The organism is Tateyamaria sp. LSS28, assembly GCF_059611725.1.
Map to the genome: position 1 here is coordinate 151,053 of NZ_JCAPFI010000002.1, position 24,346 is coordinate 175,398.

Annotated in this window: 23 protein-coding genes; 15 read left to right on the forward strand and 8 right to left on the reverse strand. The window is 59.7% G+C overall.

Translation table 11 applies throughout. The annotated features are described in order from the left end of the window. The first annotated feature begins 182 nt into the window (after positions 1 to 182). Both AC53L6_RS05415 and AC53L6_RS05420 read left to right on the forward strand, forming a co-directional pair. Complete coding sequence (locus tag AC53L6_RS05415) at positions 183 to 1,781, forward strand: Hint domain-containing protein (RefSeq protein ID WP_496907078.1); 1,599 nt, start codon at positions 183 to 185, stop codon at positions 1,779 to 1,781. Next, positions 1,778 to 2,857 carry a Hint domain-containing protein gene (locus tag AC53L6_RS05420; protein WP_496907079.1) on the forward strand — a complete coding sequence of 360 codons (1,080 nt, stop codon included), beginning with the start codon at positions 1,778 to 1,780 and terminating at the stop codon, positions 2,855 to 2,857. The genes AC53L6_RS05415 and AC53L6_RS05420 overlap by 4 nt, the downstream gene beginning before the upstream one ends. Positions 2,858 to 2,868: 11 nt before the next feature. On the opposite strand, the gene AC53L6_RS05425 is transcribed toward AC53L6_RS05420, so the two are convergent. Further along, positions 2,869 to 3,624: a class II aldolase and adducin N-terminal domain-containing protein gene (locus tag AC53L6_RS05425; RefSeq protein WP_299601461.1), complete on the reverse strand. Its 756-nt coding sequence runs from the start codon at positions 3,622 to 3,624 to the stop codon at positions 2,869 to 2,871. Positions 3,625 to 3,797: 173 nt separating this feature from the next. Between AC53L6_RS05425 and ade the strand changes: the two genes are divergently transcribed. From ade to AC53L6_RS05440, 3 genes are all read left to right on the forward strand, one after another. Further along, positions 3,798 to 5,600, forward strand: coding sequence for an adenine deaminase (gene ade, locus AC53L6_RS05430; RefSeq protein WP_496907080.1), 1,803 nt, complete (start codon positions 3,798 to 3,800; stop codon positions 5,598 to 5,600). After that, positions 5,597 to 7,057 carry an AMP nucleosidase gene (locus AC53L6_RS05435; protein WP_496907081.1) on the forward strand — a complete coding sequence of 487 codons (1,461 nt, stop codon included), beginning with the start codon at positions 5,597 to 5,599 and terminating at the stop codon, positions 7,055 to 7,057. Before ade ends, AC53L6_RS05435 begins: the two co-directional genes overlap by 4 nt. 130 nt (positions 7,058 to 7,187) lie before the next feature. Beyond that, positions 7,188 to 7,475: an HU family DNA-binding protein gene (locus tag AC53L6_RS05440; RefSeq protein WP_039684873.1), complete on the forward strand. Its 288-nt coding sequence runs from the start codon at positions 7,188 to 7,190 to the stop codon at positions 7,473 to 7,475. A 47-nt stretch (positions 7,476 to 7,522) separates the two neighbouring features. On the opposite strand, the gene AC53L6_RS05445 is transcribed toward AC53L6_RS05440, so the two are convergent. After that, complete coding sequence (locus AC53L6_RS05445) at positions 7,523 to 8,890, reverse strand: DUF3179 domain-containing protein (protein ID WP_496907082.1); 1,368 nt, start codon at positions 8,888 to 8,890, stop codon at positions 7,523 to 7,525. Between the two features lie 131 nt (positions 8,891 to 9,021). Between AC53L6_RS05445 and AC53L6_RS05450 the strand changes: the two genes are divergently transcribed. The 8 genes from AC53L6_RS05450 to AC53L6_RS05485 all read left to right on the forward strand — a co-directional run bounded on the left by AC53L6_RS05450 (position 9,022) and on the right by AC53L6_RS05485 (position 17,468). Further along, on the forward strand, positions 9,022 to 9,891 hold the full coding sequence (locus AC53L6_RS05450; RefSeq protein WP_496907083.1) for a DMT family transporter: 870 nt from the start codon (positions 9,022 to 9,024) through the stop codon (positions 9,889 to 9,891). Positions 9,892 to 9,961: 70 nt separating this feature from the next. Then, complete coding sequence (locus tag AC53L6_RS05455) at positions 9,962 to 10,360, forward strand: thioredoxin family protein (protein WP_496907084.1); 399 nt, start codon at positions 9,962 to 9,964, stop codon at positions 10,358 to 10,360. Further along, positions 10,350 to 11,336, forward strand: coding sequence for a GlxA family transcriptional regulator (locus AC53L6_RS05460; RefSeq protein WP_299749417.1), 987 nt, complete (start codon positions 10,350 to 10,352; stop codon positions 11,334 to 11,336). Before AC53L6_RS05455 ends, AC53L6_RS05460 begins: the two co-directional genes overlap by 11 nt. A gap of 52 nt (positions 11,337 to 11,388) precedes the next feature. Next, on the forward strand, positions 11,389 to 12,636 hold the full coding sequence (locus AC53L6_RS05465) for a glycosyltransferase family 4 protein (protein WP_496907085.1): 1,248 nt from the start codon (positions 11,389 to 11,391) through the stop codon (positions 12,634 to 12,636). A 3-nt stretch (positions 12,637 to 12,639) separates the two neighbouring features. Continuing rightward, positions 12,640 to 13,410 carry an NAD-dependent epimerase/dehydratase family protein gene (locus AC53L6_RS05470; protein WP_496907086.1) on the forward strand — a complete coding sequence of 257 codons (771 nt, stop codon included), beginning with the start codon at positions 12,640 to 12,642 and terminating at the stop codon, positions 13,408 to 13,410. Beyond that, positions 13,407 to 14,024: a sugar transferase gene (locus AC53L6_RS05475; protein ID WP_299204055.1), complete on the forward strand. Its 618-nt coding sequence runs from the start codon at positions 13,407 to 13,409 to the stop codon at positions 14,022 to 14,024. Before AC53L6_RS05470 ends, AC53L6_RS05475 begins: the two co-directional genes overlap by 4 nt. A 194-nt stretch (positions 14,025 to 14,218) precedes the next feature. Then, on the forward strand, positions 14,219 to 16,126 hold the full coding sequence (locus tag AC53L6_RS05480) for a polysaccharide biosynthesis protein (protein ID WP_496907087.1): 1,908 nt from the start codon (positions 14,219 to 14,221) through the stop codon (positions 16,124 to 16,126). Positions 16,127 to 16,220: 94 nt separating this feature from the next. Next, positions 16,221 to 17,468: a capsule assembly Wzi family protein gene (locus tag AC53L6_RS05485; protein ID WP_496907088.1), complete on the forward strand. Its 1,248-nt coding sequence runs from the start codon at positions 16,221 to 16,223 to the stop codon at positions 17,466 to 17,468. Here AC53L6_RS05485 and AC53L6_RS05490 read toward each other — a convergent pair. Continuing rightward, entirely contained in the window at positions 17,465 to 17,995 is a 531-nt protein-coding gene (locus AC53L6_RS05490; RefSeq protein ID WP_496907089.1) for a glutathione peroxidase, read from the reverse strand. The two genes, AC53L6_RS05485 and AC53L6_RS05490, sit on opposite strands and share 4 nt — an antisense overlap. A 119-nt stretch (positions 17,996 to 18,114) precedes the next feature. On the opposite strand from AC53L6_RS05490, the gene msrB reads away from it, so the two are divergent. Then, positions 18,115 to 18,558, forward strand: coding sequence for a peptide-methionine (R)-S-oxide reductase MsrB (gene msrB, locus AC53L6_RS05495; RefSeq protein WP_299204046.1), 444 nt, complete (start codon positions 18,115 to 18,117; stop codon positions 18,556 to 18,558). Further along, positions 18,555 to 19,061, forward strand: a complete 507-nt coding sequence (gene msrA / locus AC53L6_RS05500) for a peptide-methionine (S)-S-oxide reductase MsrA (protein ID WP_299592215.1) — start codon at positions 18,555 to 18,557, stop codon at positions 19,059 to 19,061. Before msrB ends, msrA begins: the two co-directional genes overlap by 4 nt. Before the next feature lie 30 nt (positions 19,062 to 19,091). Here msrA and AC53L6_RS05505 read toward each other — a convergent pair whose 3' ends face one another. Genes AC53L6_RS05505 through AC53L6_RS05525 form a run of 5 tightly spaced genes read right to left on the reverse strand, consistent with a single transcriptional unit; the run spans position 19,092 to position 24,343 of the window. Beyond that, positions 19,092 to 21,080, reverse strand: a complete 1,989-nt coding sequence (locus tag AC53L6_RS05505) for a hydantoinase/oxoprolinase N-terminal domain-containing protein (RefSeq protein WP_496907090.1) — start codon at positions 21,078 to 21,080, stop codon at positions 19,092 to 19,094. A gap of 25 nt (positions 21,081 to 21,105) precedes the next feature. After that, positions 21,106 to 22,149 (reverse strand): tRNA epoxyqueuosine(34) reductase QueG, encoded by a 1,044-nt coding sequence (queG, locus tag AC53L6_RS05510; RefSeq protein WP_496907091.1) that lies wholly within the window; start codon positions 22,147 to 22,149, stop codon positions 21,106 to 21,108. Between the two features lie 60 nt (positions 22,150 to 22,209). Continuing rightward, positions 22,210 to 22,875, reverse strand: coding sequence for an FtsZ-binding protein FzlA (fzlA, locus tag AC53L6_RS05515; RefSeq protein WP_299204014.1), 666 nt, complete (start codon positions 22,873 to 22,875; stop codon positions 22,210 to 22,212). A 55-nt stretch (positions 22,876 to 22,930) separates the two neighbouring features. Then, positions 22,931 to 23,656, reverse strand: a complete 726-nt coding sequence (gene mtgA, locus AC53L6_RS05520; protein ID WP_299704828.1) for a monofunctional biosynthetic peptidoglycan transglycosylase — start codon at positions 23,654 to 23,656, stop codon at positions 22,931 to 22,933. Between the two features lie 36 nt (positions 23,657 to 23,692). Continuing rightward, complete coding sequence (locus tag AC53L6_RS05525; RefSeq protein WP_496907092.1) at positions 23,693 to 24,343, reverse strand: SGNH/GDSL hydrolase family protein; 651 nt, start codon at positions 24,341 to 24,343, stop codon at positions 23,693 to 23,695. Positions 24,344 to 24,346 lie beyond the last annotated feature (3 nt).

The following is a 24,346-nucleotide window of genomic DNA, read 5'->3' on the forward strand; positions in this document are numbered from 1 at the left end:
GACAGTTAACAGCCCGCAAATAGCTGTGCTAGGGTCAGGGCAATAATATGACCCGAGGCAGGGCATCAGCAGTTCGGCCGCCAACGTGCGGCCACCCAAGTGCATAAAAAGGCACACAAGACGCGCGGATCAACCGCGTGCGCTGCGCTTGTTCTGTCCGCAACTATTGGGGTGGGGCAAACATGCCGGCAGCAGAGCTTCCGATTCAAACGGTGCGCGAAGGCGTTGACGCGTCCGATATGGCAGATGCCATCTTTGGCGACGGCGTTCAGGTGGTGTCAGCGTCGTATACCGGCGACCGGGACAGCGCCGGGATCTATTCGAACGGTGACAGTGTGGCACCCGGGGTGACCCCAGGCGATACGGGTGTCATCCTGTCAACGGGCGAGGTTGAGGATTTTACCAACTCCTCCGGCCAGGAAAACCAATCGACCAACACGTCAACCAACACGTCCGGCCAAAACAACAACGGCCAGTTCAATGCGGCGGCAGGAGCGCGGACCTTCGACGCGTCCTATCTGGATGTTGACTTTATTCCGGATGGAAACCTGATGACGATGCAATTCGTTTTCAGCTCGGAAGAGTATCCCGAGTTCCAGAACTCGATCTACCAGGACTTCGTAGGTGTCTGGGTCAACGGCGACCTTGTCGAAATGGAGGTCGGGGACGGGGATACCGATCCCGGCAACATCAACACCACCACCAACATCAACATGTTCGTCGACAACTCAAATGACGCATTCAATACTGAAATGGACGGGTTCACGATCACGCTGACCCTCACCATGGTCGTCAACCCAGATGTGGTAAATTCGATCCGGATTGGTATCGCTGATGTTGCGGACAGCCAGTTCGATTCCAACCTGCTGATTGCCGGGGACTCGGTTCAGACATCCTTGGTCGCCGTGGGCGATGACGTGAACGTCTACCCGGACGGGACAACTTCGTTCAACGTACTCGACAACGATGTGTCGCCCGTGGGCAGCACGTTGACGATCACCCATATCAACGGCCAGCCTGTCAGCTACGACTCCGTCACCGGGATTGGGACGACCATCACACTGCCAACGGGACAACAAGTCACGATTGGCCCGAATGGCGAACTGACCGTTGTTGGCGACGGCGACGAAGAAGACTTTAACTTCACGTATACCGTCACGGACGGCAACAACACGGATGTCGGCTTCGTCAATGCAACATCCGTCCCCTGTTTCGTGGCAGGCACTCTGATCTCGACGCCTGAGGGCGATGTTCCGGTCGAAAGCCTGTGCGAAGGTGATCCGGTTCTAACCCAAGACGATGGGCCACAGCCCTTGCGCTGGATTGGCACTCGCACCGTCGCTGCCCAAGATCAATACGCCCCGATCCTGATCCGCGCTGGCACATTTGGCCAACATGACGATGTCATGCTCTCTCCTCTGCACCGCGTGCTGATCCGCGACAGTCTGGCCGAACTTTTGTTTGGTGATCGCGAAGTTCTGGTGGCGGCGAAAGATCTGGTCAACGACCGCTCCGTCACCCGGCGTGAGGGCGGGACAGTCACCTATGTCCACCTGATGTTCGACAGACATCAGGTTGTGTTCTCGGGCGGGTTGGCAACTGAAAGCTTTCTGCCTGGGCCCCAGACCACCAAGAGCTTCGAGCGGGAAATCGTGGAGGAGATTTGCAGCATCTTCCCTGAACTCGACCCTGAAACGGGCGAAGGCTACGGCCCAGCCGCCCGCCGTACTTTACGCGGATACGAAGCTGGGCTGTGGCGCAAGACGCGCGCTGCCGCATGACCTGGATCGGCGTCAACGATCACGAGGACGGTCGGTTTTCAAAAACCGGCCTTGGCAAAGACACGTCTATTACAAAGCTGGGGCCGATGCTCAAACGCGGCACGCTGATGTTCGAAACGCAGGTGGCTGGGCATGAACGGCCCCACGAACTACTCGGCATCGCACACCCCTTTCCCTGGCCGCGCGAGCTGTCGTTTCGTGCGATCCCGGGCGGCGGCATTGCCATGTTGCACCGGCACAATACCGATATCACGCATGCGGCCATCCGCTGGGCCAATGACGGGCGCACCCACACGCTGCGGGTCACCTACGCATGGAACGCACCCGAAGGGTGGGGGCGGCTGGCCCTGGAGCGGCCCGAAGGCAACCGCATCGTCTGCCGTCCCGTTCACATGCCCCGACCGTTCATGACTGACGATCTGCGCGATGTTGTGCTGGCTCATCCAGCTCGGACATTGTCACAAGAAGTGCTGTTTAGCGCACTCAGCGACGATATCCTGCCGATCGGCCCGATGCCATCACTTCACCCCGCAACACCCATTGCGACACCGGGCGGCTACCGCCCTGCCGAAGTCTTGCAACGCGGCGATACCGTAGTGACAGACAGCGGCGACATCGTTCCCATCCTGCACACGATACGCCACACCGTTCCCGCGCGCGGCAGCTTTGCCCCAGTGCGGCTGCGCGCACCCTATTTTGGCCTGCAGCGCGACATCGTCGTCGCGCCTGAACAGCGACTTGTTCTGAAAGGGTCCGAGGTCGAATACATCTTTGGACAGGAAGCGGTCCTGGTGCCTGCTCGGCACCTCGTGAACGGGCACGCCGCGATCTGGAACACATGCGGTAGCACTACAGACTACGTTCAACTTATCCTGCCTGGGAATGAGTCTCTGATTGCGGCAGGCTGCGCAGTCGAAAGTCTGTATATCGGGCGTATTCGCCGTGATGCAGAGCGTTTGAATGCAAGTGTGCTGGCAGACGTCCCAAGCCGTCTGCTGCCCGAACATGCGCGACCCATTCACCAGGTGCTGGGCCCGTTCGAGGCGATCACGCTGGTCGACCAACGCGCGGCTTAAACGGGACAGGGTCAACTGGCATAGTTTGATCCCTCTTCGTCCAGAATGGCCTTCAGCTCGGCCAGATGACGCAAATCCTGCTCGGGATAATCCTCGATCTCCTGCGCCGTCTTTTCTGCGACATCATCCGGGATCAGGCGCAGCGGCTGCCCGGTTTGCAGCGCCAAAAGATAGGTCTGGCAGGCCCGCTCGAAATAGAACATCCGATTGAACGTTTCGGCCACTGTATCGCCAATCACCATGATCCCGTGATTGCCCATGACCATCACCTTCGTTTTGGGATCATCGAACAGCTTGGCACAGCGTTCACCCTCTTCCTCGAAGGCAAGGCCGCCATAATCCCCATCAACCACCACACGATTGTAAAACATGCACCCATTTTGATCGACGGGCGGCAACGTGCTGTCGGCCAAGGCCGCAAGAGCTGTGGCATAGGGCGAATGCACGTGCATGGCGCAGCGGGCATGGGCGCAATGCCGATGCATCCCACCGTGCAGCCCCCACGCAGTCGGATCGGGCGCGTCTGGCCCCTCCATGCTGTCGGGATCATTTGCATCCACGACAATCAGGTCCGACGCCTTGATGCGTGAGAAATGCATCTGGTTTGGGTTCATCAAAAACTTCGTCCCATCGTCATTGATCGCAAGGGAGAAGTGGTTCGCCACCGCTTCATGCATGTTCAAACGCACGGTCCAGCGAAAGGCAGCAGCCAGATCAACGCGCTCCTGCCAATTGTCCATGTTGGGGCGAATCTGTGCGACGGTCATGATGCTCTCCCTTTGCCTGGATCAAAGCGTGCACGGCGGCACTGCTTCGATCAATACAAATCCCGCTCTGCTCGCGAAACCACGTCAGCCAAACCCCGCCTGCCGAAATGACAGTTTCACAACATCTGTGCGGTCCCCCTTGCACCTCCCCGCGAAACTTGATCATTTAGGACATGGAACATGACCTTTTCCCGTCCTGGCCCGATGTTGCCCCCGATCTTGTAAATGTCGCCGCTGGCCGTGCGCCTGCGGATACTGTCATTCGCGGTGGCATCTGGGTGAATGTGCACACGCGCGAGGCACTGCCAGACCATGACATCGCCATCAAACACGGGCGTATTGCCTGCGTCCTGCCGGACGCCAGCGCACAGATTGGACCCGAGACCGAGATCATCGAGGCAAATGGCCGCTACATGATCCCCGGACTGTGCGACGGACACATGCATATCGAATCCGGTATGCTCACCCCCGCAGAGTTTGCGGCGGCCGTCATTCCACACGGCACCACCACCATGTTCACCGACCCGCACGAGATCGCCAACGTGCTTGGCCTCGAAGGCGTGCGTCTGATGCATGACGAGGCGCTGATGCAGCCGGTGAACATCTGGACACAGATGCCCTCCTGCGCGCCCTCAGCGCCAGGGATGGAAACGACAGGGTACGAGATCAGCGCCGAGGATGTGGCTGAGGCCATGGCATGGCCGGGCATCATCGGTCTGGGCGAGATGATGAATTTCCCCGGCATGGCCGCCGCCGATCCGCAGATGCTGGCCGAAGTCGCGGCGACCCAGCGCGCAGGCAAGACCGTCGGCGGACACTACGCATCGCCTGACCTTGGCCCTGACTTCGCCGCCTATGTCGCAGGCGGCCCCGCGGATGATCACGAAGGCACGTGTGAGGCTGACGCCATTGCCCGGATGCGCCAAGGCATGCGGTCCATGATCCGGCTGGGCAGCGCGTGGTACGACGTTGAAACGCAGATCACGGCGATCACCGAAAAGGGCCTCGATCCCCGCAACATGATCCTTTGCACCGATGACAGCCACTCTGGCACGCTGGTGAATGACGGGCACATGAACCGCGTTGTGCGGCACGCCATCGAATGTGGATGCGACCCGCTGATCGCTTTGCAAATGGCGACGATCAACACGGCCACACACTTTGGGCTCGAGCGTGAAATCGGGTCACTGACACCCGGACGCCGGGCGGATGTGATCCTGACATCCGACCTCGCGACACTGCCCATCGAACAAGTGATTGCACGCGGCAAAACAGTCTCTCTCAATGGGGAACTGACGACTGAATGCCCGCATCTCGACTGGCCCACCAAGGCGCGGCAGACCGTGAACATGGGTGCGCCCAAGACGGCCACCGACTTCGAGATCGTAGCCCCAGAGGGCCGCAACTCCGTCACTGCAAACGTGATCGGCGTGGTCGAAAATCAGGCGCCCACGAAAGCGCTGAAACGCGACATGCCTGTCAGCGACGGCAAGGTCGAAAGCCACGGCGACACCTGCCAGATCGCGCTGGTCGAACGGCACCAGGCGACCGGCGGCGTGACAAACGCGCTGGTGTCCGGCTTTAACTACCAGGGCAAAATGGCCATGGCCTCGACCGTGGCGCATGACAGTCACCACATGATCGTCGTCGGCACAGACCGGGATCAGATGGCACTGGCCGCCAACAGGCTGGCCGAAGTGGGTGGCGGCATCACCATCTTCCACGATGGGGAAGAACTCGCGCTTGTCGAACTGCCCATTGCGGGCCTAATGTCAGACAGCCCCGCCCGTGATGTTGCCGCCAAAGCTGACAAGATGGTGCAGGCCATGGTTGATTGCGGCTGCACCCTGAACAACGCCTATATGCAGCACTCGCTGCTGGCGCTTGTCGTTATTCCTGAACTGCGCATCTCCGACCTGGGACTGGTCGATGTCCGCACGTTTGATTTCATTCCAGTCCTTGAGACAACAACATGAGAACACTTGAACAAGCTGGCCACGGCCACACCGAATTTCACGACGCCAAGGCCGCAGTGACACATCTGCGCGAGTTGTACGAAGACGCGGTCGAATTCCTCAGCCAGCAGTTCCAGCACGCGATGGAGCACGGCGCACCCGAGGGGCGCGTGCGCGCCTACTACCCTGAAATCCGCTTTACCACGTCAAGCTACGCGCAGGTCGATACGCGCCTCAGCTTTGGACACGTGGCAGACCCGGGCACCTACGCCACGACGGTCACGCGGCCGGACCTTTTCGAAAACTACCTGACACAACAAATCGGCCTGTTGATCACCAATCACGGGCAACCTGTCGAAATCGGCTACTCATACACACCGATGCCCGTCCATTTCGCGGTGGCAAACGAACAGAACATAACCGTCCCGCAAGAGGGAGCAGCGGCCTTTCCCCTGCGTGACGTGTTTGACGTTCCGGATTTGACAAACACCAACGATGATATCGTCAACGGCACCTACGAACCTGTGGACGGGATCGGCCCGCTTGCCCCTTTCACGGCGCAGCGCATCGATTACTCGCTGGCACGGCTTACACATTACACCGCCACCGATGCGCATCACTTCCAGAACCACGTTCTGTTCACGAACTACCAGTTCTACGTCTCGGAATTCGAAGCGTATGCGCGCGCGCAGATCGATGATCCCGAGAGCGGCTACATCTCATTCGTATCGACCGGGAATGCCGAGATCACGGCCGGCGATCAGGAATTGCCGACCAGCCCCAAGATGCCGCAAATGCCAACCTACCACCTCAAGCGCGCGGACGGTTCCGGCATCACGCTGGTGAACATCGGTGTGGGTCCGTCAAACGCGAAGACGGCCACGGACCATATCGCCGTCCTGCGCCCCCATGCCTGGCTGATGGTTGGCCACTGTGCCGGTCTGCGCAATTCCCAGGCCCTGGGGGACTTCGTTCTGGCCCACGCCTACCTGCGCGAGGACAACGTGCTCGACACTGACCTGCCGCCATGGGTTCCCATCCCCGCGCTGGCCGAGATCCAGATCGCCTTGGAAGAGGCGGTGGCCGAGACCACGCAACTCAAGGGCTACGAGCTGAAGCGCATCATGCGCACCGGCACCGTGGCGAGCTACGATGACCGCAACTGGGAACTGCGCGACCAGCATGGGCCGGTGCAGCGCTTGTCCCAATCCCGCGCCATCGCACTGGATATGGAAAGCGCAACGATTGCTGCCAACGGCTACCGCTTCCGCGTGCCCTACGGCACATTGCTCTGCGTGTCCGACAAGCCACTGCATGGCGAATTGAAGCTCCCGGGTATGGCTTCGAACTTCTACAAAGAGCAGGTTGCGCGCCATTTGATGATCGGAATCCGCGCGATGGAGCATCTGCGAACCATGCCTCTGGAGCGCATTCACAGCCGGAAATTGCGGTCTTTTGAGGAAACAGCCTTCCTTTAACGGCGAAAAACAGCGGAAAACCCCTTATTTTAGCTTGCCTTGAGCCACTATTCGTTGTGTGTTCGCACAACATTCCGTTATATTGCGGATCAGAGGCCCAAGTTGTCGGGCAGACGAAGGAGACCATGAAATGGCAAAACCAATGACAAAAACCCAACTCGTCGCCGCGCTGGCCGAAGAAATGGGGACAGACAAGAAATCCGCAGGCGGCGCGCTGGACGCGATCTGCGGGCTGATCACCAAGGAAGTTTCGGGCGGTGGCGCAGTCACTCTGCCGGGCGTTGGCAAAATCTATTGCCGCGAGCGTCCCGAGCGCATGGTGCGTAACCCTGCAACGGGTGAACAGTTCAAGAAAGAAGCGGACAAGGTCGTGAAAATGACCATCGCCAAAGCGCTGAAAGACAGCGTGAACGGCTAAGACCGCGTCTCTCGACGTATTCAGGGTCGCCCTCGGGCGGCCCTTTTTTATGGGCTGTACACCGTGGCCGCGTCGCCCAGGTAGTTGTCCCACGCAAACCAATAGCTGATGTGCCCCGCGATCCGTTCCAACCGTGTCCCATCCGGGCCAAACAGCGCATCCTCAGTCACCCGCCACGCGGCCCCCGACTGATCTGCGATCTTTCCATCGGTTTGGCTGAACGTCCTGTCACCGCGTTCATAGGCTCGCACACTGCGCTTGCCGACATCTCCGATCAGCAGCAAAGGCGTATCCGCAATTCCATCGTTGATGATCGGCTGCCCTTCAAACGCATTCAGCGGCCAGCCACGCGCAGCGCCGAATTGGCGGACGGCAAAGATATAGTCCTTCTGCGCGTGCTGCCGCTGATCGACCTGCGCCGGAAACATCAGGTCTGGCGAGGCGAAGTAGTCGTTGTAGACCACGCCCGAGCCATAGTCGCGGCGATGCCCGGTGTTCACGCTCAGCACCTTGGTCTTCGGGTTCGACGCTTTCCAGCTATCCCACGTGGTGATGACCACCGGGCGCTGCTGCAACTCGATCCCGCTGTTCACAAGCGGCCCCACAACGGGCTTGCCGGTCCACTGATTCCACAGCGAATGCGTCTCGCGGTCAAACATCAGCTTGTTCGATCGATACAAAAACCCGGACGACCCGAACACCAACGGCTTCGAGCGCTGCGGCACGTCCGTTTCAAACAGGATGCCCGAGCCGCACAGCGTACAATAGGCCAACGCCACTGGCACACCGCCAATCACTTCGTTGAACATTTCGTGCCAGCCCATGATCCGCAACGGATAGGCCCGCACATCACCATTGATCGACACACCAAAAACCAGATCATCACCACGCAGATAATCCGCATCGCCTGCCGCAATCAGCTCAGGATTATCGAGCGACGGGATACCGTCCTTAACCACACCGCCCCACGCAATTTCTTCCAGCCGGATGCGCATCTGATCGGGCTGGATATGCTCAGGCCGCAGGAACAGGTCGAAATTGTCATCGATCCGCAGCATGACCTCGCGTTTGTAGGTGGGGAAATCTTCGTGCGGTTTGACCTGCGGGTTCTGCTCCTGCCACAACATCCACTGGAACCAGTCGGTGAAGTAGTCCTCACCGGTGATCGCCGTCAGTGTTTCGGCAATCTGTGGGCCACGGGATCGGGAAAAGCGCAAGGATGTGATCAACGGGGCGGCCATGTCGGGTGACCCGCGCTCTTCGATCCACTTCAATGCGGCTTCGAATTCGGTGGTGGGGGCCGACAATGGCGCGCGCATGGCGTCCAAAGCACTGATGCCTTGCGACAGGGCGGCATGAGGCAACAACGCACTGGACAAGGTCAGGCCACCAAAGGTGCGGCGGGTCAGGGTCATGTCGGTCCTCCTCTGCTTTGCAGCCTGTGTGCACCGAAACGCGATCACATACATTGCAAAGGGCTGTGAACACCGCCTTGCATCCCACCCCGATTTCCCCGAACGTCCGCCCAAGACGAAAAGGGACGGTCATGGACATCCGCGCACTTCTGATGGGCCTGACCTTTGCCCTGATCTGGTCGTCTGCCTTCACCTCGGCGCGGATTATCGTGACGCACGCACCGCCCTTCGCGGCGTCGTCCTTACGCTTCTTCATTGCCGGGATCATCGGTGTCGCCGTGGCACGGATGATGGGCCAGACATGGAACCTGACCCGCGACCAGTGGCGCGCCATGCTGATCTTCGGCCTGTGCCAGAACGCGATCTATCTGGGCCTGAACTTCTATGCCATGCAGACGGTCGAGGCGTCGGTGGCGTCGATCATCGCCTCGACCATGCCACTGATGGTGGCCTTTGCCGGATGGGTCGTGTTTCGGGACAGGCTTCCCACGATGGGTGTCATCGGGTTGGTGCTGGGGATCACAGGCGTGATCCTGATCATGTCGGCGCGGCTGGATGCGGGCGTTGACCTCTTTGGCGTGGCGCTTTGCGTGATCGCCGCCGTTGCCTTGACCGTAGCAACCCTGTCGATGCGCACAATGTCGTCCGGGGGCAACCTGATGATGGTTGTCGGATTGCAGATGTTCGTGGGCGCCGTGGTGCTGGGCATCGCCTCCGCCATGATTGAAACGATCGAAGTGACACCGACACCGGCACTTTATGCCGCCTTTGCCTACACCGTTTTGGTTCCCGGTCTTGCCGCCACCTGGATCTGGTTCGCGCTTGTCGCCCGGATCGGGGCAACCAAGGCGGCCACCTTCCACTTCCTCAACCCCTTCTTCGGTGTCGCCATCGCCGCAGCGCTTTTGGGCGAACGCTTGGGTGCGCAAGATATCGTTGGTGTCGCCATCATCACGGTCGGTATTCTTGCGGTGCAATTGTCACGACAGACCAAAAGCTGAACACGACCACTTGCGCCCGCGCGCACCCACAATATTGTGTCCCGAGATTTCAGATTTCGGAGCCTTTTTGATGCGCCGCCGCACATTTCTTCTGTCTGCTGCCGCCTGCGCCGTGCCATCGCTCGGCGCGGCCTATCCGGCGCAAACCTTCACACCTGCCATCTGGCGGGATCTACGCGGCACGGATCAAACGGTCGTGATGAATTTTCGGGCCAGCTGGTCCCTGACATGCCAGATCAAATCCGACCTGATCGCCGAGGCGCTGGCGGAAAACCCGGCGTACACCAACCTGACATTCGTTGACGTGGATTGGGATACGTTTGGCCCATCGCAAATGACCCAACGGCTGAAGGTCAAACGCCGTTCGACCTTGCTGGTGATGAAGAACGGGGACGAAGTGGCCCGGCTTGTGAATGAACCCTATGCCCGCAAGGTCCGCGCACTTCTGGACGCCGCCCTTGCTGCCTGAGGCAACGCGCCCAAGGCGCTATGCCTTTCTGCTCATTCCCGGCTATTCCCAATTGGGCTTTGCCTGCGCGTTGGAGGCTCTGAGCCTTGCCAACCTGCACCCGTCAGGTCAGACATTTTATACGTGGCGCGTGATCGGAGAAACGGGCGATCCGGTGCCAGCCTACAACGGCATCACCACCGCCGTGGATGCCGCGCTGCCCGAACTTTCCCGTGACGAAACGCTTGTCGTCTGCGCCGGCAATCGGGCGGCCGAGGGCAGTACCAAACCCATCCTCAACTGGCTGCGCCGCGAGACACGCAAAGGCATGGACTTTGGCGCGCTGTCTTCCGGTACGTATACGCTGGCGCTGGCCGGTCTGTTGGCAGGCAAACAGGTGACCACCCATTGGGAATACCGCGACGCCCTGATCGAGCTTCTGCCCGACGTGATCATCGAAAACAGTCTCTATTCAAAGGACGGACGCATCTTCACCACCGCGGGCGGGGCGGCATCCATGGACATGATGCTGGACCGGATCAAATCGGAATACGGCGTTGATCTTGCGACATGGGTGGCGGACCAGATGGTGTACACCGACCCGCGTGCCGCCAGTCACGGTCAACGCCTGTCACGCCGGGCGCGTCCGGACATGGCGCATGGCAAACTGGGCATGGCGCTGCAGATCATGGAAAACAACCTCGAAGACCCGCTGCGCCCGGACGAGATCGCCGACCTGATCGAACTCAGCACACGGCAACTGGAAAGGGTGTTTGCCAAGCATCTGGGCATGTCCCCCAAGCGTCACTACCTGCAGCTGCGGCTGGAAAAGGCACGTGGGCTTTTACGCCAGACCAACCTGAGCGTCACGGACATTTGCGTGGCATGCGGGTTCCGATCGCTCTCGCATTTCTCCAAAAGCTATCGCGGCACCTTTGGCCTGAGCCCCGGACAGGAAAAACGTGGCACGGGATCGATGTGGCCGACACAGCCATGATTGCGGCATCACGCAACGCGATGTATCCCACCCCAAAAGGAACGAGGGGCAGATGAAATTTCTGTTTGTGCATCAGAACATGCCGGGCCAGTACCGCGAGCTGATCCAATGGTTGGCGGCACAAGGCGGGCACCAGATAGTCTTTCTGACCCAACGCCAGAAAGCACCCCAATTCGAGGGCGTCCAAACGGTCGTCTACAAGTCGCACCATCAGGCCAAGGAAGACGCCTACGGCCTCTCCCGCACATGGGAAAACGCCTCCGGCAACGGCTTTGGCGCTGTCATTGCCCTGCGCCAGCTGGTGGACAAAGGGTTCACCCCGGACATCGTCATCGGTCATGTCGGGTGGGGCGAGATGTCGTTCTTTCGCGAAGTGCTGCCCGACACGCCGATGATCGGGTTTTTTGAATACTATTATTCAGCCCATGGTGGCCCGGTTGGCTTCGACCCCGAAAGTCCGGTCAGCGAACACGCGCCGTTCATCATGCACGGCCACAACGTGGTGCCACAGGTCAACCTGAACGTAGTCGACGTGGCGCACAGCCCGACCAATTGGCAACGCGACCGGTTTCCCAAACACTTTCATGACAAGATGTATGTGTGCCACGATGGCATTCGCACCGACAAGCTGAAGCCAAACAAGAAGGCGAAGGTCAGCCTTGGGCGGATTGGTCGGCCGCTGACGGCCAAGGATGAGATCGTGACATTCATGTCCCGCAATCTCGAAACCACGCGCGGCTACCACCAGTTCATGCGCGCCGTTCCCAAGATCCAAAGGGCACGACCCAACGCCCGCATCCTCGTAATAGGCGGCAATGATGCGTCCTATGGCAGCAAGAACAAGCACCCCGGTGGCTTGCGCGGCCAGATGGAGGCAGAGGTGGGGCACCTGATTGACTGGGACCGGCTCCATTTTCTGGGGCAAGTGCCATACGAAAGCTATCAAAGCATCATTCAGATCAGCTCGTGCCATATTTACCTGTCGATGCCGTTTGTGATGTCATGGTCCCTGCTGGAAAGCATGTCGATGGAGGCAACGATTGTCGCCAGCGACGTCGCCCCGGTCCGCGAGGCTGTAGAACATGGCAAGACGGGCTTGCTCGTCGACTTCTTCGACCCCGATGCCATTGCCGCGCAAGTCGCAGACGTTCTGGAAAAACCCCGCGACTACGCGCATCTTGGCCCTGCCGCGCGCCAGCATGTGATTGACACCTACGACTTTGAAACCATCTGCCTGCCGGAACACATCCGCCAGATCAACGCGCTGGTCCCGGCGGACAAACAGATCGCGACAGGGTAAGCCATGCGGATCGTGATGCTTGGCGCGGGCGGAAAACTGGGCCAATTGCTCGAACCACGGTGGCCGGGTGAAGCGGTTTGGACCGCACGTTCCGATGTCGACATTGCCGACCCCAACACACTGACCCGCACGCTGAACGGGGCAGATGCGGTTTTTTGCCTTGCGGGGGTCACCCCCGGTTCCACAGCTTCGATGGAGTTGAACGCGACGCTGGCCCGGCAGACACTGGATGCCGCACAGGGTGCGCATGTCTTCCTGTTTTCATCCGCGGCTGTTTACGGCGCGCTGCAGGGGCCTCTCACCGAAGATGGACCAACATCACCGCAAAGCCCGTATGGCAAGTCTAAGCTCGAGATGGAGCGCCTGGCCGCCAGGCACCCGAACCCAAGCACATCGCTGCGGCTGGGCAATGTCGCCGGGGCGGACGCAATCCTTGGCGGTTGGAAACCCGGCTTTCAGCTCGATCAGTTCTCCGACAACACAACTCCGGCCCGCAGCTATATAGGTCCGGGGAAACTGGCGCGGGTGCTGAACGCACTCACACGCGCCAACACCTTACCAAAAATCATGAACATCGCTGCGCCCAAAACGGTCAGTATGGGGGCCCTCCTGGACGCGGCTTCGCTCAAATGGACGCCACAACTGGCAACGGACCGCACGATTGCGAACGTGCATCTGGACACCAGCACGCTTGAACGGTTCACATCGTTTACGGACTCTGACAGCACAGCAGCAGGGATCGTCGCCGACTGGAAGCAAGGACCACGCAGATGACATGGCGCAAGCGTATCTTCGACCTGTTCTTTGCCAGTCTTCTGGTCATCATGCTTGGCCCGATCGTCCTGTACCTTGTATGGCTGGTTTGGCGGAAACAGGGTCGCCCGCTGTTCTATGTGGCCGAACGCATGAAGTCGCCCACAGAAAGTTTCGGACTGTGGAAATTCCGCACCATGACAATCGACAACAATGATCAGGGCGTTTCGGGCGGGCATAAGGAAGCGCGGATCACACCGCTGGGCGCCAAATTACGGGCCAAGCGGTTGGATGAATTTCCACAGCTGTGGAACATTCTGAAGGGCGATCTGTCCTTTGTTGGACCCCGCCCGCCACTGCGCGAATATGTCGAACGCTTCCCGGAACTATACGGTAAGGTATTGAAATCACGGCCAGGTGTGACAGGGCTGGCAACGATTCGTTTCCACAAGCACGAAGACAGGCTACTCGCGCGGTGCAGCACACCAGAAGAGACCGACAGCACCTATTGCCGCATTTGCGTGCCACGCAAGGCGCGGCTGGACCTCATCTATCAGAAGAATCAAAGCACCTGCTACGACTTTGACTTGGTCTTTCAAACGATTGGCAACTTGTTCCGCCGTCATCGCAGCTAGCGACCAATCCCTTATCGAATCACTTATTATGTGTAATTTGTGCCTGTGAACGGTTATTTAATGGGCATTTTTTGGCGCTTTTCCGCCGGCTATCGGCAGACTTTTCTGCACCTGCAAAATAGTTGCACAACTCTGACACGCATTCGTGTTAGCGCTTTTGGCAGCTTGGAAAGGCGACCGACCAAGGGGGCATCATGCTGAATCTGCTGAAGCTGCTTTCGCGCACGCAGAAACGAAATATTTTGATCGTCATTGATGCGATCCTGATTCCCGCTGCTCTGGTTTTTGCGTTCAGCCTCAACCTTTCCGGGCACACAGCGATCGCGAGCTTTCAAGCCTACTTGCCGATACTACCATATATGCTGATCGTGACCGTTGGCCTTTCGCTGTGGCTGGGCATTTGTTCGACAACCCTGAACGAATATGAAGCCGCATCGATCGGACGGACGGGGGTGTTCGCCGCACTCATGACGATGATGTCGATTCTGCTGACGACGGCGGCCAACATGCCACTTCCCTTGTCGACGCAAATCACGTTCGGCATCTCGTTCTTCGTCTTCTCTATCGTAAGCCGCGCGATCCTTTTGCAAGTCGTATTGGCCATCTACCGCAATGGATCCAACAGGTGTCGTGTCCTGATTTACGGCGCTGGCACGACCGGTATGCAACTGGTGTCCGCCCTACGCAGTCACGAATTCATCGAGCCTGTCGCCTTTGTTGACGACAGCCAGGCTCTGCAGGGTGTGAATGTATTGCGGTTGCCAGTCTACAGCCCCGTTCGCATTGCAGAGATTGTCGCGGAGAAGAAAATCGACCGCGTGCTGCTTGCCATTCCATCGCAAAGCCATCCCAAACAAATGCAGATCGCGAGACGCCTGCAGAAAATGGGGCTGGAGGTGCAAACACTGCCGTCCTTCTCCCAACTGATCGGGGAAGAGGCGCTGATCGAAAAGCTTACTCCGATCAATCCAAGGAATTTCCTTGGTCGCGACGAAGTCATGACAGCGCAGGATGGGGGTGACGAAGCCTATGCCGACCGGCGCGTTCTGATCTCTGGTGCCGGTGGTTCCATTGGCTCGGAACTCAGCCGTCAGGTTCTGGAGTACCGTCCGCAAAAAATCGTTCTATACGAACTGAGTGAACTTGCACTCTATCAGATCCATCAGGAACTGACCCAACTCGCCGAAGGCAGCGACATCGAAATTGTTCCGCTTTTGGGGTCTGTTACCGATGCGCGGCAAGTGCGCGCTGTGTTGAAGGATCATGATATTCAGGTTGTGCTGCACGCAGCCGCCTACAAGCACGTTCCTCTTGTCGAATTCAATCCGCTCGCCGGCTTGGCCAACAACGCTTTGGGCACGCAAACCCTGGTCACCGAGGCCGCCAGCGCAGGTGTTGAGCGGTTCATGTTGATTTCGTCGGACAAGGCGGTGCGTCCCACAAACATGATGGGGGCATCCAAACGTCTGGCCGAGCTGGTGGTGCAAGACATTGCCCAACGCATCGCAACACCAAACGGTCTGAAGTTTTCGATTGTGCGTTTTGGCAATGTGCTGGGCTCGTCCGGATCTGTTGTCCCGCTGTTTCAGGAACAGTTGCGGCGCGGCGGCCCCCTGACCGTCACACACCAAGACGTTTCGCGCTATTTCATGACCGTGCATGAGGCCGTGAACCTCGTGCTGCGCGCCGCGTCTATGGCCAAGGGCGGTGAAGTATTCGTGTTGGATATGGGCAAGCCCGTACGCATTGAACAACTGGCCCGCCAGGTGATCGAAAGCGCAGGGTTCACTGTGCGGGATGCCCAATACCCGGATGGCGATATCGAAATCGAGTTCACCGGTCTGCGCCCAGGCGAAAAGATGACCGAAGAACTGACGCTCAGCGGCACTCAGGTCGGAACCGGACACAAAAAGATCTTCTCCACGGTCGAAGACTGCCTGAGCGAAATCGAAGTTGCCTCAGCCATGAGGTCGCTGCGCCATGCGCTTGCAGCAAGCGACGAAGACGAGGCCCGCAGCGTTGTAAAGCGTTGGGTGGAAGGATTTGGGCAGAAACAAGCACATGCAGAAAAAGGCATAGAGCTTGCGCAACCCATCCAGTAAAACCTTGTAAAGCAAGGCTGACGCCTGCCATGACATTACAAGAATGCAATACTGGAAAGCTCTTAGACTTCTGGTTCAATTCAAAGGCCTGACCGTGACATATTTTACGAGACACAGTGAAAACGCTTTCGCCCTCGGGCTTGTTATCGCCATGGCCGTGGGTGGTTCGGCCCAGGCGGACACCACGACCACCTTAAGGTTCGGCGCCATCTCGGATGATTTCCTTGGTCGAACCGAGCAGTATGGCATTCTCGCATTTGACGGTGTCTCGATCTCGACCAGCACACGCGTTGGGCGGTTGGCATTCGATTTGACGCTGGGTGACTCCTTCGAAAACGAAGCTGTCGACAGTGTGCTTATCTTCGGTGACGTGGGCTACAGGTTTGGAAATGACAATTGGCAAGTTGGTGTCGGGCAGTTCGAAAGACACTGGTCGCCTTCCGAATACACGTCGTTGATACTGTCTCGAAATGCGCCTGCCTTCCCGTCTGTCTACATCCGCAAGGAAGAGGCGCGCACCTCGGATGTCCCGGTTCTGCGGTGGATAGGGCCCTGGAACGGTGAGGTCTTTATCGGTCAAACCGACGATGCGAACCAACCCGACAACGCATTGATACTTGGCATGCGTCTTGGGTTCGAGCCTATCCGCGACCTCGAAATTGAGCTTGTCCGCGTGGCCCAATACGGTGGCGCAGGCCAGCCAGATGGCTTTGATACGTTCCTTGACGTACTGGTCGGCAACTCGAATGAGGGCGACAGCGCCCCGGCCAACCAGATTGCCGGTGTCGGCGCCTCTTATCGCTTTGGTCCCGAGACGTTCAGCAACCGCATCTACGGCCAGGCTGTGGGTGAAGACGAGGCAGGCGGATTGCCCTCGTGCTTCTTCTTTCTGTACGGGCTGGAAAACAAGTCGCGGCTCTTCAACGCCGATACCACGATAACGCTCGAACATGTCGACACCACCGTGGACTTCAGTACGGCTGGCTTTTGCGGGCCAAACACGGCCTATAACAACGACGTCTATTCCTATCGCAACGAAGGCGTGGTGATGGGTGCTGCGATCGGGTCGGAAAGTCGCTCAACCAGCCTGCGCGGCAAGCATGAATTCGACACATGGGCCCTGGACTGGAACGTGGGCAAGTTCACCATCAACGATGCGTCAAACCCCAATCATAGTCTCAGCAGCACCCGCGAAACCGGTACGGTTGTTTCGGTCGGTGCAAGCACTCAGGTTTGGGGTGGCACGTTGCAAGGGATCGTCGCGCACCAATCATTTGATCTGGACACCGCCGAACAAGACAGCGGTGTGCGCATCGGCGTGAATTTCAGCAGATCGTTCTAGGATTCCGCCTGCGCCAGCGCGGCCTCAACCGCGCTGCGCACCGGGCGCGACATGGGTGCAGTCCGTGCACCCCAGGTTTCGACAATGCGGCCATCGGCACCGATCAGCACCTTGTTGAAATTCCAGCGCGGCACGAACCCTGCAGTCTCGCGGAACCCCTCATATAGCGGATGCGCGTTTGCGCCCTTGATCGTCAAGATATCCGTCATCGGCATGTCGAGGCCAAAGGCCATTTCGCAGAACTCCCGCACTTCCTCGGCACTGTCCAACTCCTGGCGAAAGTCATCGGACGGTACCGCCAGCACGACCAGCCCGCGCTCACGACAAGTGTCGTAAAGGGTCTGCAGCGCTTCGTACTGCCCGGTATAGGCACATTGCGATGCGGTGTTGACCACCAGAACCGGCCGCCCCTCCCAGTCAGACATCTCGATCATCCCGCCATCAATCGATGGCAGTTGCACGTCGCGCACATCCGCATGGGCCGCTTGTGCGAGACCAATAAAAAGACAAACAAGAAATGCACGCATGTGATCGCTCCTTCTCTCGCGGTCACGTCTTAGTTAGGGCGCTGGCGCTGGCTGTCATGCTCTTCCAATTTCCTTCAATCGCACCAAGTATAAGGCAACGCTGAACGGATAGGCTGATCATGACCACCTACACCAAGAATCCCGACGTCATCGCGACACTCTCGCCCGAGGAATACCACGTCACACAGGAAAGCGGCACGGAACGCCCCGGTACGGGTAAGCTGCTAAGCAATAAAGAACCGGGCATCTATGTCGACATCGTCTCGGGTGAGCCCCTCTTTGCATCCTCCGACAAGTACGAAAGCGGCTGCGGCTGGCCCTCGTTCACCAAACCCATCGACAACGTCACCGAACACCAAGACGCCAGCCACGGCATGGTCCGCACCGAAGTGCGCAGCAAACACGGCGACAGTCACCTCGGCCACGTCTTTCCCGACGGCCCGCGCGACCGCGGCGGCCTGCGCTACTGCATCAACTCCGCGTCACTGCGGTTCGTACACCGTGACGATATGGAGGCCGAAGGCTATGGTGCCTACCTGAACCAAGTGGAGGATGTGGCATGAACGACCAACGCGCAGTACTGGCAGGCGGCTGTTTCTGGGGCATGCAGGACCTGATCCGCAAGAAACCGGGGGTCAAGGCGACCCGCGTAGGCTACACCGGCGGGGATGTCCCGAACGCAACATACCGCAACCACGGCACCCACGCTGAAGGGATCGAGATCATATATGACCCCTCGGTCATCACCTTCCGCGATCTGCTCGAGCTTTTCTTCCAGATCCACGACCCGACCACGCTGAACCGGCAAGGCAACGATGTGGGCCTCAGCTATCGCTCGGCCATCTACTACGTGGATGACGCCCAAAAGCAGGTGGCACTGGATACCATCGCGGATGTGGAAGCCTCCGGCATCTGGCCCGGCAAAGTCGTGACAGAGGTCGAACCGGTGGGGGATTTCTGGGAAGCCGAACCCGAACATCAGGACTACCTCGAACGCATCCCGAACGGCTACACGTGCCATTTCGTACGCCCCGACTGGGTTCTGCCCAAACGGGCCGCTGAATAGAGGCAATGGCGGGCATCGCGCCCGCCCTTTTCACAGGGCGATACCCGGTCGCCCTGTCGCCTCTGCAACCAACACAGCCTCGACAAACACCTCGCGCGCCTCCGCCTGCGCCGTGCGAATGTCCCGCGCGACATGCAGCTCGACATCAGATGCCCCCGCAGCAAGCGCCGAAGCACGCGCGTCTTCCACCAAAACAGTCTCTAACCGGGCCAAAGCAGGCTCTGACGCTGCAAAATCCTCGGGCCCCGACAGCAAATGCACGCGAAACAGCCCCTCGGACGGAGAGGTGACCGTTCCTGTCCGCCGCACAGTCACACGGCCCACAACAGCGCCAATCGCATTGGCAACACCCCCATCCTCGGGCAACTGCATGTCACAGCCCAGACGCGCCCCCACCGCAGGGTAATATGCCCGTGCCGACGCACCCAAACCCACAACATACACGTCCAGACCAGTGGACACACGCACCAAACCTTTTGCCCCCGAAAGACCGCGTTGCATCAACGAATGGGTTGCCAACGCCTCGTCCAGCCCATCCTCGGCCAATGCCGCCTCAAGCAGCGCAACGCTGGTCTGATATGTCAGCCGATCGACAACCATCTCCGCCACTTGCTCCGCCGTTTCAGCAAGCCGCTCTCCGGCACCAGTGCGACGTCGTCCAAACAGGGCGCAGGCCAAGCGCGCGGCCTCGGCATCCCACACGCTCAAACCACCCAGCACATGGCTGGCATCCGATGGGGTGAGACCCGCCACCTGCACCAACCCACGTCCCACAAGGCGCTTGAGCGCGCCATGCTCCATCCGTGTGCGCAACACTGCGCCCAGACCATGCACGCGCTCGCCAATACGGGCCAACAGGTCCGCATCCCGCGCAGCCAAACCATCCGCCTGCACACCCGGCACTGCCCTTACGAAACGGCCGTCATGCTCACCAGGCGTGGTATTCCGCATGTGCAGCTCAAGCACCGGCAGCACGGCCTCGGGCGCTTCCTGCGCCAACAAGGACACCGGCAACACCCGGCGCGGTCCAAGGGTCACGCCACCGCGCAAACCCTCCGTGACAAAATGCACCTCGCTGTCACCGCCCAACCCGGTCGTGCGCATCGCCACGGCCTCGACCATGGTGCGGTGCGGACCAACACGCGCACCATCCGGATCAATCACGGGCCGACCACCCCGCAGTACGGCCACATCCGTGGTCGTGCCCCCGATGTCACTGACCAGCGCATGATCCGCCCCGGTCAGCCAGCGCGCGCCAACGATGGACGCTGCAGGACCGCTCAGGATCGTCTCGATGGGCCGCGCCCGCGCTTGCGTGGACGACATCAATGCCCCGTCCCCCCGCACAACCATCATCGGCGCACGGATGCCAATGGTGCGCAGCTCCGCCTCGGTCCGCCCGATCAGCGCATCAATCATGCCAATCAACCGGGCGTTCAGGACGGCGGTCAACGCGCGCTTGGGTCCACCCAGCTTCGCGGACAATTGGTGCGAGGCGGACACGGGCAACCGCGTCACATCACGTACCAGCTCCATGGCACGCACTTCATGCGCAGGGTTGCGCGTGGCAAATTGCCCAGCCACGGCAAACCCACTCACATCGCTTTTATGTTTCTCTAAAAAGGTCAAAAGGTCCGCTTCATCCAGCGGCACAGCCTCCGACCCGTCGTGCTTGTGCCCCCCTGCCAGAACACAAACGGGATCACCGCCCAGCGCATCGGCCAGGCCCTGTGTCTCCAGATCCCGTTCGCGAAAGCCGATGAGGATCAGCGCAACACGCCCACCCTGTCCTTCGACCAACGCGTTGGTGGCGAGGGTCGTGGACAGGGACGCCATTCCAACCTCCGCCGGATCAACGCGGGCCTCTTTCAACACTGCACGCACAGCGCGCCCGACACCCACCGCCAGATCATGGCGGGTGGTCAACGCCTTGGCGCGGGCCAGAACCCGCTCCTCATCCTGCATCAAAACAGCGTCGGTATAGGTGCCGCCCGTATCCACACCCAGCAAAATCGCCATGCTCATTCCCCGTTTTTGCGCAGCCCTACAGCGCCCGCTTGCGACCCGTCGCGCTCAATTGCGTCACCGCCCAACGGGCTGCGTCCGCCACGGCCGCATCCGGATCGTTCACAAGAGCCTGCACGGCGGGCAACAGATCGGCACACTCCGAATTTCCGATGGCATAGGCCACGTTGCGGACAAACCGATCCCGCCCGATCCGCTTGATGGGCGACCCCGAAAACCGGGCCCGAAATCCTGCGTCGTCAAGGGCGGCCAGCTCAGCAAGAGGCGGCTGCCCCACAGCGCCTAAATAGCGCATGTCGCTGGCAGCAACGGCAAACTTGTTCCACGGGCAGACCGCCAGACAATCGTCACAACCATAAATCCGGTTGCCCAGACCGGGGCGCAGCTCTTCGTCCACCGGCCCCTTGTGCTCGATCGTCAGGTACGAAATGCAGCGCCGCGCATCCAGCTGATAGGGTGCCGGAAAGGCGTTCGTCGGACAGATATCCAAACAGGCGCGGCACGATCCACAATGATCGATCTCCGGCGCGTCGGGTTCCAGTTCCAAAGTGGTGAATACAGACCCTATGAAGGCCCAATTGCCCCAATCCCGGCTCACAAGATTGGTGTGTTTGCCCTGCCACCCAAGGCCCGCTGCCTGCCCCAAAGCCTTCTCCGGCACAGGTGCAGTGTCTACAAAGACCTTAATCTCGCCGCCGGCTGTCTCGATCAACCAGCGGCCCAGACGCTTGAGGCGCTTCTTCACGATGTCATGATAGTCCCGCCCCTGCGCATAGACGGACACGGCCCCCACCTCAGGTCGGTCCAGCACCGCCAGAGGATCATGCTCCGGTGCATAGCTCTCAGCCAACATGATCACAGACCGCGCCTCGGGCCACAACGCCGCCGGATTGCCACGCCAATGCATCCGCTCGGCCATCCACCCCATCTGCCCATGCCGCCCAGCCTCAACAAAGGTCTGTAGCCGTCCCGGCACGTCGGGCACAGCATCTGGGCGACAGACCCGCGCCCTCACGAACCCCTCGTCCAGAGCACGCCTTATGACCCGTTCTTTCAGGTCCATCTCTTCCCTGTTTCAAAAAAATCCCGGGGTCTGGGGCAGCGCCCCAGTCCGACGCCGCATTCAGAAATCCAGATCATTGTAATGCCGCGGCGGCGGGAACCCCGGCACCTGATCGGCCAGGATACTCCGAAAGGCAGGGCGCGACTTGATCTTGGCATACCAATCCTTGACCACCTCCGAACGGTTCCAATCCACATCCGAAATATAGTCCAAGGAAGACAAATGCGCAGCCGCCGCAAAATCGGCCAGTGTCATGTTGTCCCCAGCTAACCAACGGCGATGATCCAGCAGCCACGTCATGTAGTCGAGATGATACTTGATCGCCTTCGCCCCATCCTTGACGTTGCGGCTGTCGGGAAAACCCTGGCCCATCACCTTCTTGTTCACCCGCTCATAAAGCAGCTTCGACGTCACCTCATCGTGGAACTTGTCGTCGAACCAGCCCACCAACCGGCGGACCTCCAGCTTCGCCACCGGGTCAGAGGGCAGCAGAGATGGTTCCGGGCGCGTCTCCTCGATGTATTCACAGATGGCGGCGCTCTCGCTCATCATCACGCCGTCCAGACGCAGCACCGGCACCTTGGCCGCAGGGTTCCGGCGCAGAAAGTCCGGGTCAGCCTCCCAATACCGCTCCTCGACCAGCTCAACCTCGATCTTCTTCTCGGCAAGGCTCAGACGCACCTTGCGGCAGAATGGGGACAGGGGAACGTGAAACAGGCGGGCCATGGTCAATCCGGTTTGGTCAAACGTTTGGCATCCATGCACGGCTGGCCCATGATTTTCAACTCTGGAAACAGTCTGCCCGCCCATCCGCGCGGATCGTGGCCGCTCCGCTCAGGATCTGCGATGTCCGCTTGCGCACGAAGGGCGAAGGCTGACTGGCAGACCGTCCCTTCGGGTTCGGCAAGATCGCGGCCAGACGGGCCGCCTGGACATTTGATAATGCGTCGGGGGCGACACCGAAGTAATGGCGCGATGCCGCCTCGACGCCAAAGACACCCTCATCAAACTCCGCCACGTTCAGATAGACCTCGAGAATGCGGTGTTTGGACCACAGCGCCTCGACCAGAGGGGTCATCGCCGCTTCCATCACCTTCCGCACCCAGGACCGACCATGCCACAGGTACACATTCTTCACGACCTGCTGGCTGATCGTGGACGCGCCTCGGCTGCTGCCCTCGTCAATGGCACGGCGAATGGCCACCACGTCCAGACCCCAATGCAAACAGAAATTGGCGTCCTCGGCGGCGACGGCCGCGCGCGCCATGATGGGCGCAATCTCCTCCATCGGCACCCATTCGTGGTCCACACCACCCAGGCGGCGAGACTCTTGCATCATGTACAGGGTGGTGGGCGGGTTGATCACGGACCAAAGCAAGGCCGCCACAACAGCCACCAGAAACACCACGCTCACGCCGCGCAATGTCCACCGCAACAGCCAGCGGCCCGGTCGAAACCGATGCTTCGCCTTGGTTTTTGATGTACGTTTACTGCTCTTTCTTGCCATGCGCCCAGCTATAGGGCGCAGAACATCGCAAGTGAACTATCGCGTCAGAGATTGGGCAAGATAGGTGCCAATACGACGCGCTCCTGACGGGGAAGGGTGGATGCCATCAAAGGCATAAAGCCGGCGATCCGACGGGTCCATCACGTCCTCACTATCGACAAAGCGCAGGCCCGGGGTAGCGGCAGCCAATCGGGCAAGGCGGGCATCGTATTCTACCAGGTAGGGCCGGCAGCCCGTGAACTGCCCGGACCGGGCACTGGCGTAGTACCCCATCCAGATCACCTGCGTCCCAGTTTGACGCAACTGGGCCAGAAAGGCGGGCACCTCGCCCGTCAGGTCGGGCGCGATCAACCCGTCCAGAACAGCATCACAGGCCTGACACCTGCAATCGCTCAGGAAATCATTGGCCCCACCATTGATCAGGATCACATCCCACGCACCGCTTCGAAACTGCGCACGCACATCGAACCCCGCAGCACGGCCCAAGGACGAGTCATTGGAAAACCGCGCGCCCGCCACGGCATCATTCTCGACCCGTGCATCCAGCAGATCCCCCATGACGGACGGAATGTCCCGGCCAGTCCACTTGTGCCACGCCAGGATACTGTCGCCGATGGCCAGAACCCGCAACGGCTCCGCAGATGCAGCACCGGCCAGCATCCAAAAAACAAGAACAAGCAATCGCATAGG

Bases quoted from the DNA above. Each gene is read 5' to 3' on its own strand.
- AC53L6_RS05450 (WP_496907083.1), top strand. From the start codon at position 9,022: ATGGACATCCGCGCACTTCTGATGGGCCTGACCTTTGCCCTGATCTGG.
- AC53L6_RS05440 (WP_039684873.1), top strand. From the start codon at position 7,188: ATGGCAAAACCAATGACAAAAACCCAACTCGTCGCCGCGCTGGCCGAA.
- ade (WP_496907080.1), top strand. From the start codon at position 3,798: ATGGAACATGACCTTTTCCCGTCCTGGCCCGATGTTGCCCCCGATCTT.
- msrA (WP_299592215.1), top strand. From the start codon at position 18,555: ATGAACGACCAACGCGCAGTACTGGCAGGCGGCTGTTTCTGGGGCATG.
- AC53L6_RS05435 (WP_496907081.1), top strand. From the start codon at position 5,597: ATGAGAACACTTGAACAAGCTGGCCACGGCCACACCGAATTTCACGAC.
- AC53L6_RS05475 (WP_299204055.1), top strand. From the start codon at position 13,407: ATGACATGGCGCAAGCGTATCTTCGACCTGTTCTTTGCCAGTCTTCTG.
- fzlA (WP_299204014.1), bottom strand. From the start codon at position 22,875: ATGGCCCGCCTGTTTCACGTTCCCCTGTCCCCATTCTGCCGCAAGGTG.
- queG (WP_496907091.1), bottom strand. From the start codon at position 22,149: ATGGACCTGAAAGAACGGGTCATAAGGCGTGCTCTGGACGAGGGGTTC.
- AC53L6_RS05415 (WP_496907078.1), top strand. From the start codon at position 183: ATGCCGGCAGCAGAGCTTCCGATTCAAACGGTGCGCGAAGGCGTTGAC.
- AC53L6_RS05455 (WP_496907084.1), top strand. From the start codon at position 9,962: ATGCGCCGCCGCACATTTCTTCTGTCTGCTGCCGCCTGCGCCGTGCCA.
- AC53L6_RS05425 (WP_299601461.1), bottom strand. From the start codon at position 3,624: ATGACCGTCGCACAGATTCGCCCCAACATGGACAATTGGCAGGAGCGC.
- AC53L6_RS05525 (WP_496907092.1), bottom strand. From the start codon at position 24,343: ATGCGATTGCTTGTTCTTGTTTTTTGGATGCTGGCCGGTGCTGCATCT.
- msrB (WP_299204046.1), top strand. From the start codon at position 18,115: ATGACCACCTACACCAAGAATCCCGACGTCATCGCGACACTCTCGCCC.
- AC53L6_RS05490 (WP_496907089.1), bottom strand. From the start codon at position 17,995: ATGCGTGCATTTCTTGTTTGTCTTTTTATTGGTCTCGCACAAGCGGCC.
- mtgA (WP_299704828.1), bottom strand. From the start codon at position 23,656: ATGGCAAGAAAGAGCAGTAAACGTACATCAAAAACCAAGGCGAAGCAT.
- AC53L6_RS05445 (WP_496907082.1), bottom strand. From the start codon at position 8,890: ATGACCCTGACCCGCCGCACCTTTGGTGGCCTGACCTTGTCCAGTGCG.
- AC53L6_RS05465 (WP_496907085.1), top strand. From the start codon at position 11,389: ATGAAATTTCTGTTTGTGCATCAGAACATGCCGGGCCAGTACCGCGAG.
- AC53L6_RS05480 (WP_496907087.1), top strand. From the start codon at position 14,219: ATGCTGAATCTGCTGAAGCTGCTTTCGCGCACGCAGAAACGAAATATT.
- AC53L6_RS05470 (WP_496907086.1), top strand. From the start codon at position 12,640: ATGCGGATCGTGATGCTTGGCGCGGGCGGAAAACTGGGCCAATTGCTC.
- AC53L6_RS05505 (WP_496907090.1), bottom strand. From the start codon at position 21,080: ATGGCGATTTTGCTGGGTGTGGATACGGGCGGCACCTATACCGACGCT.
- AC53L6_RS05420 (WP_496907079.1), top strand. From the start codon at position 1,778: ATGACCTGGATCGGCGTCAACGATCACGAGGACGGTCGGTTTTCAAAA.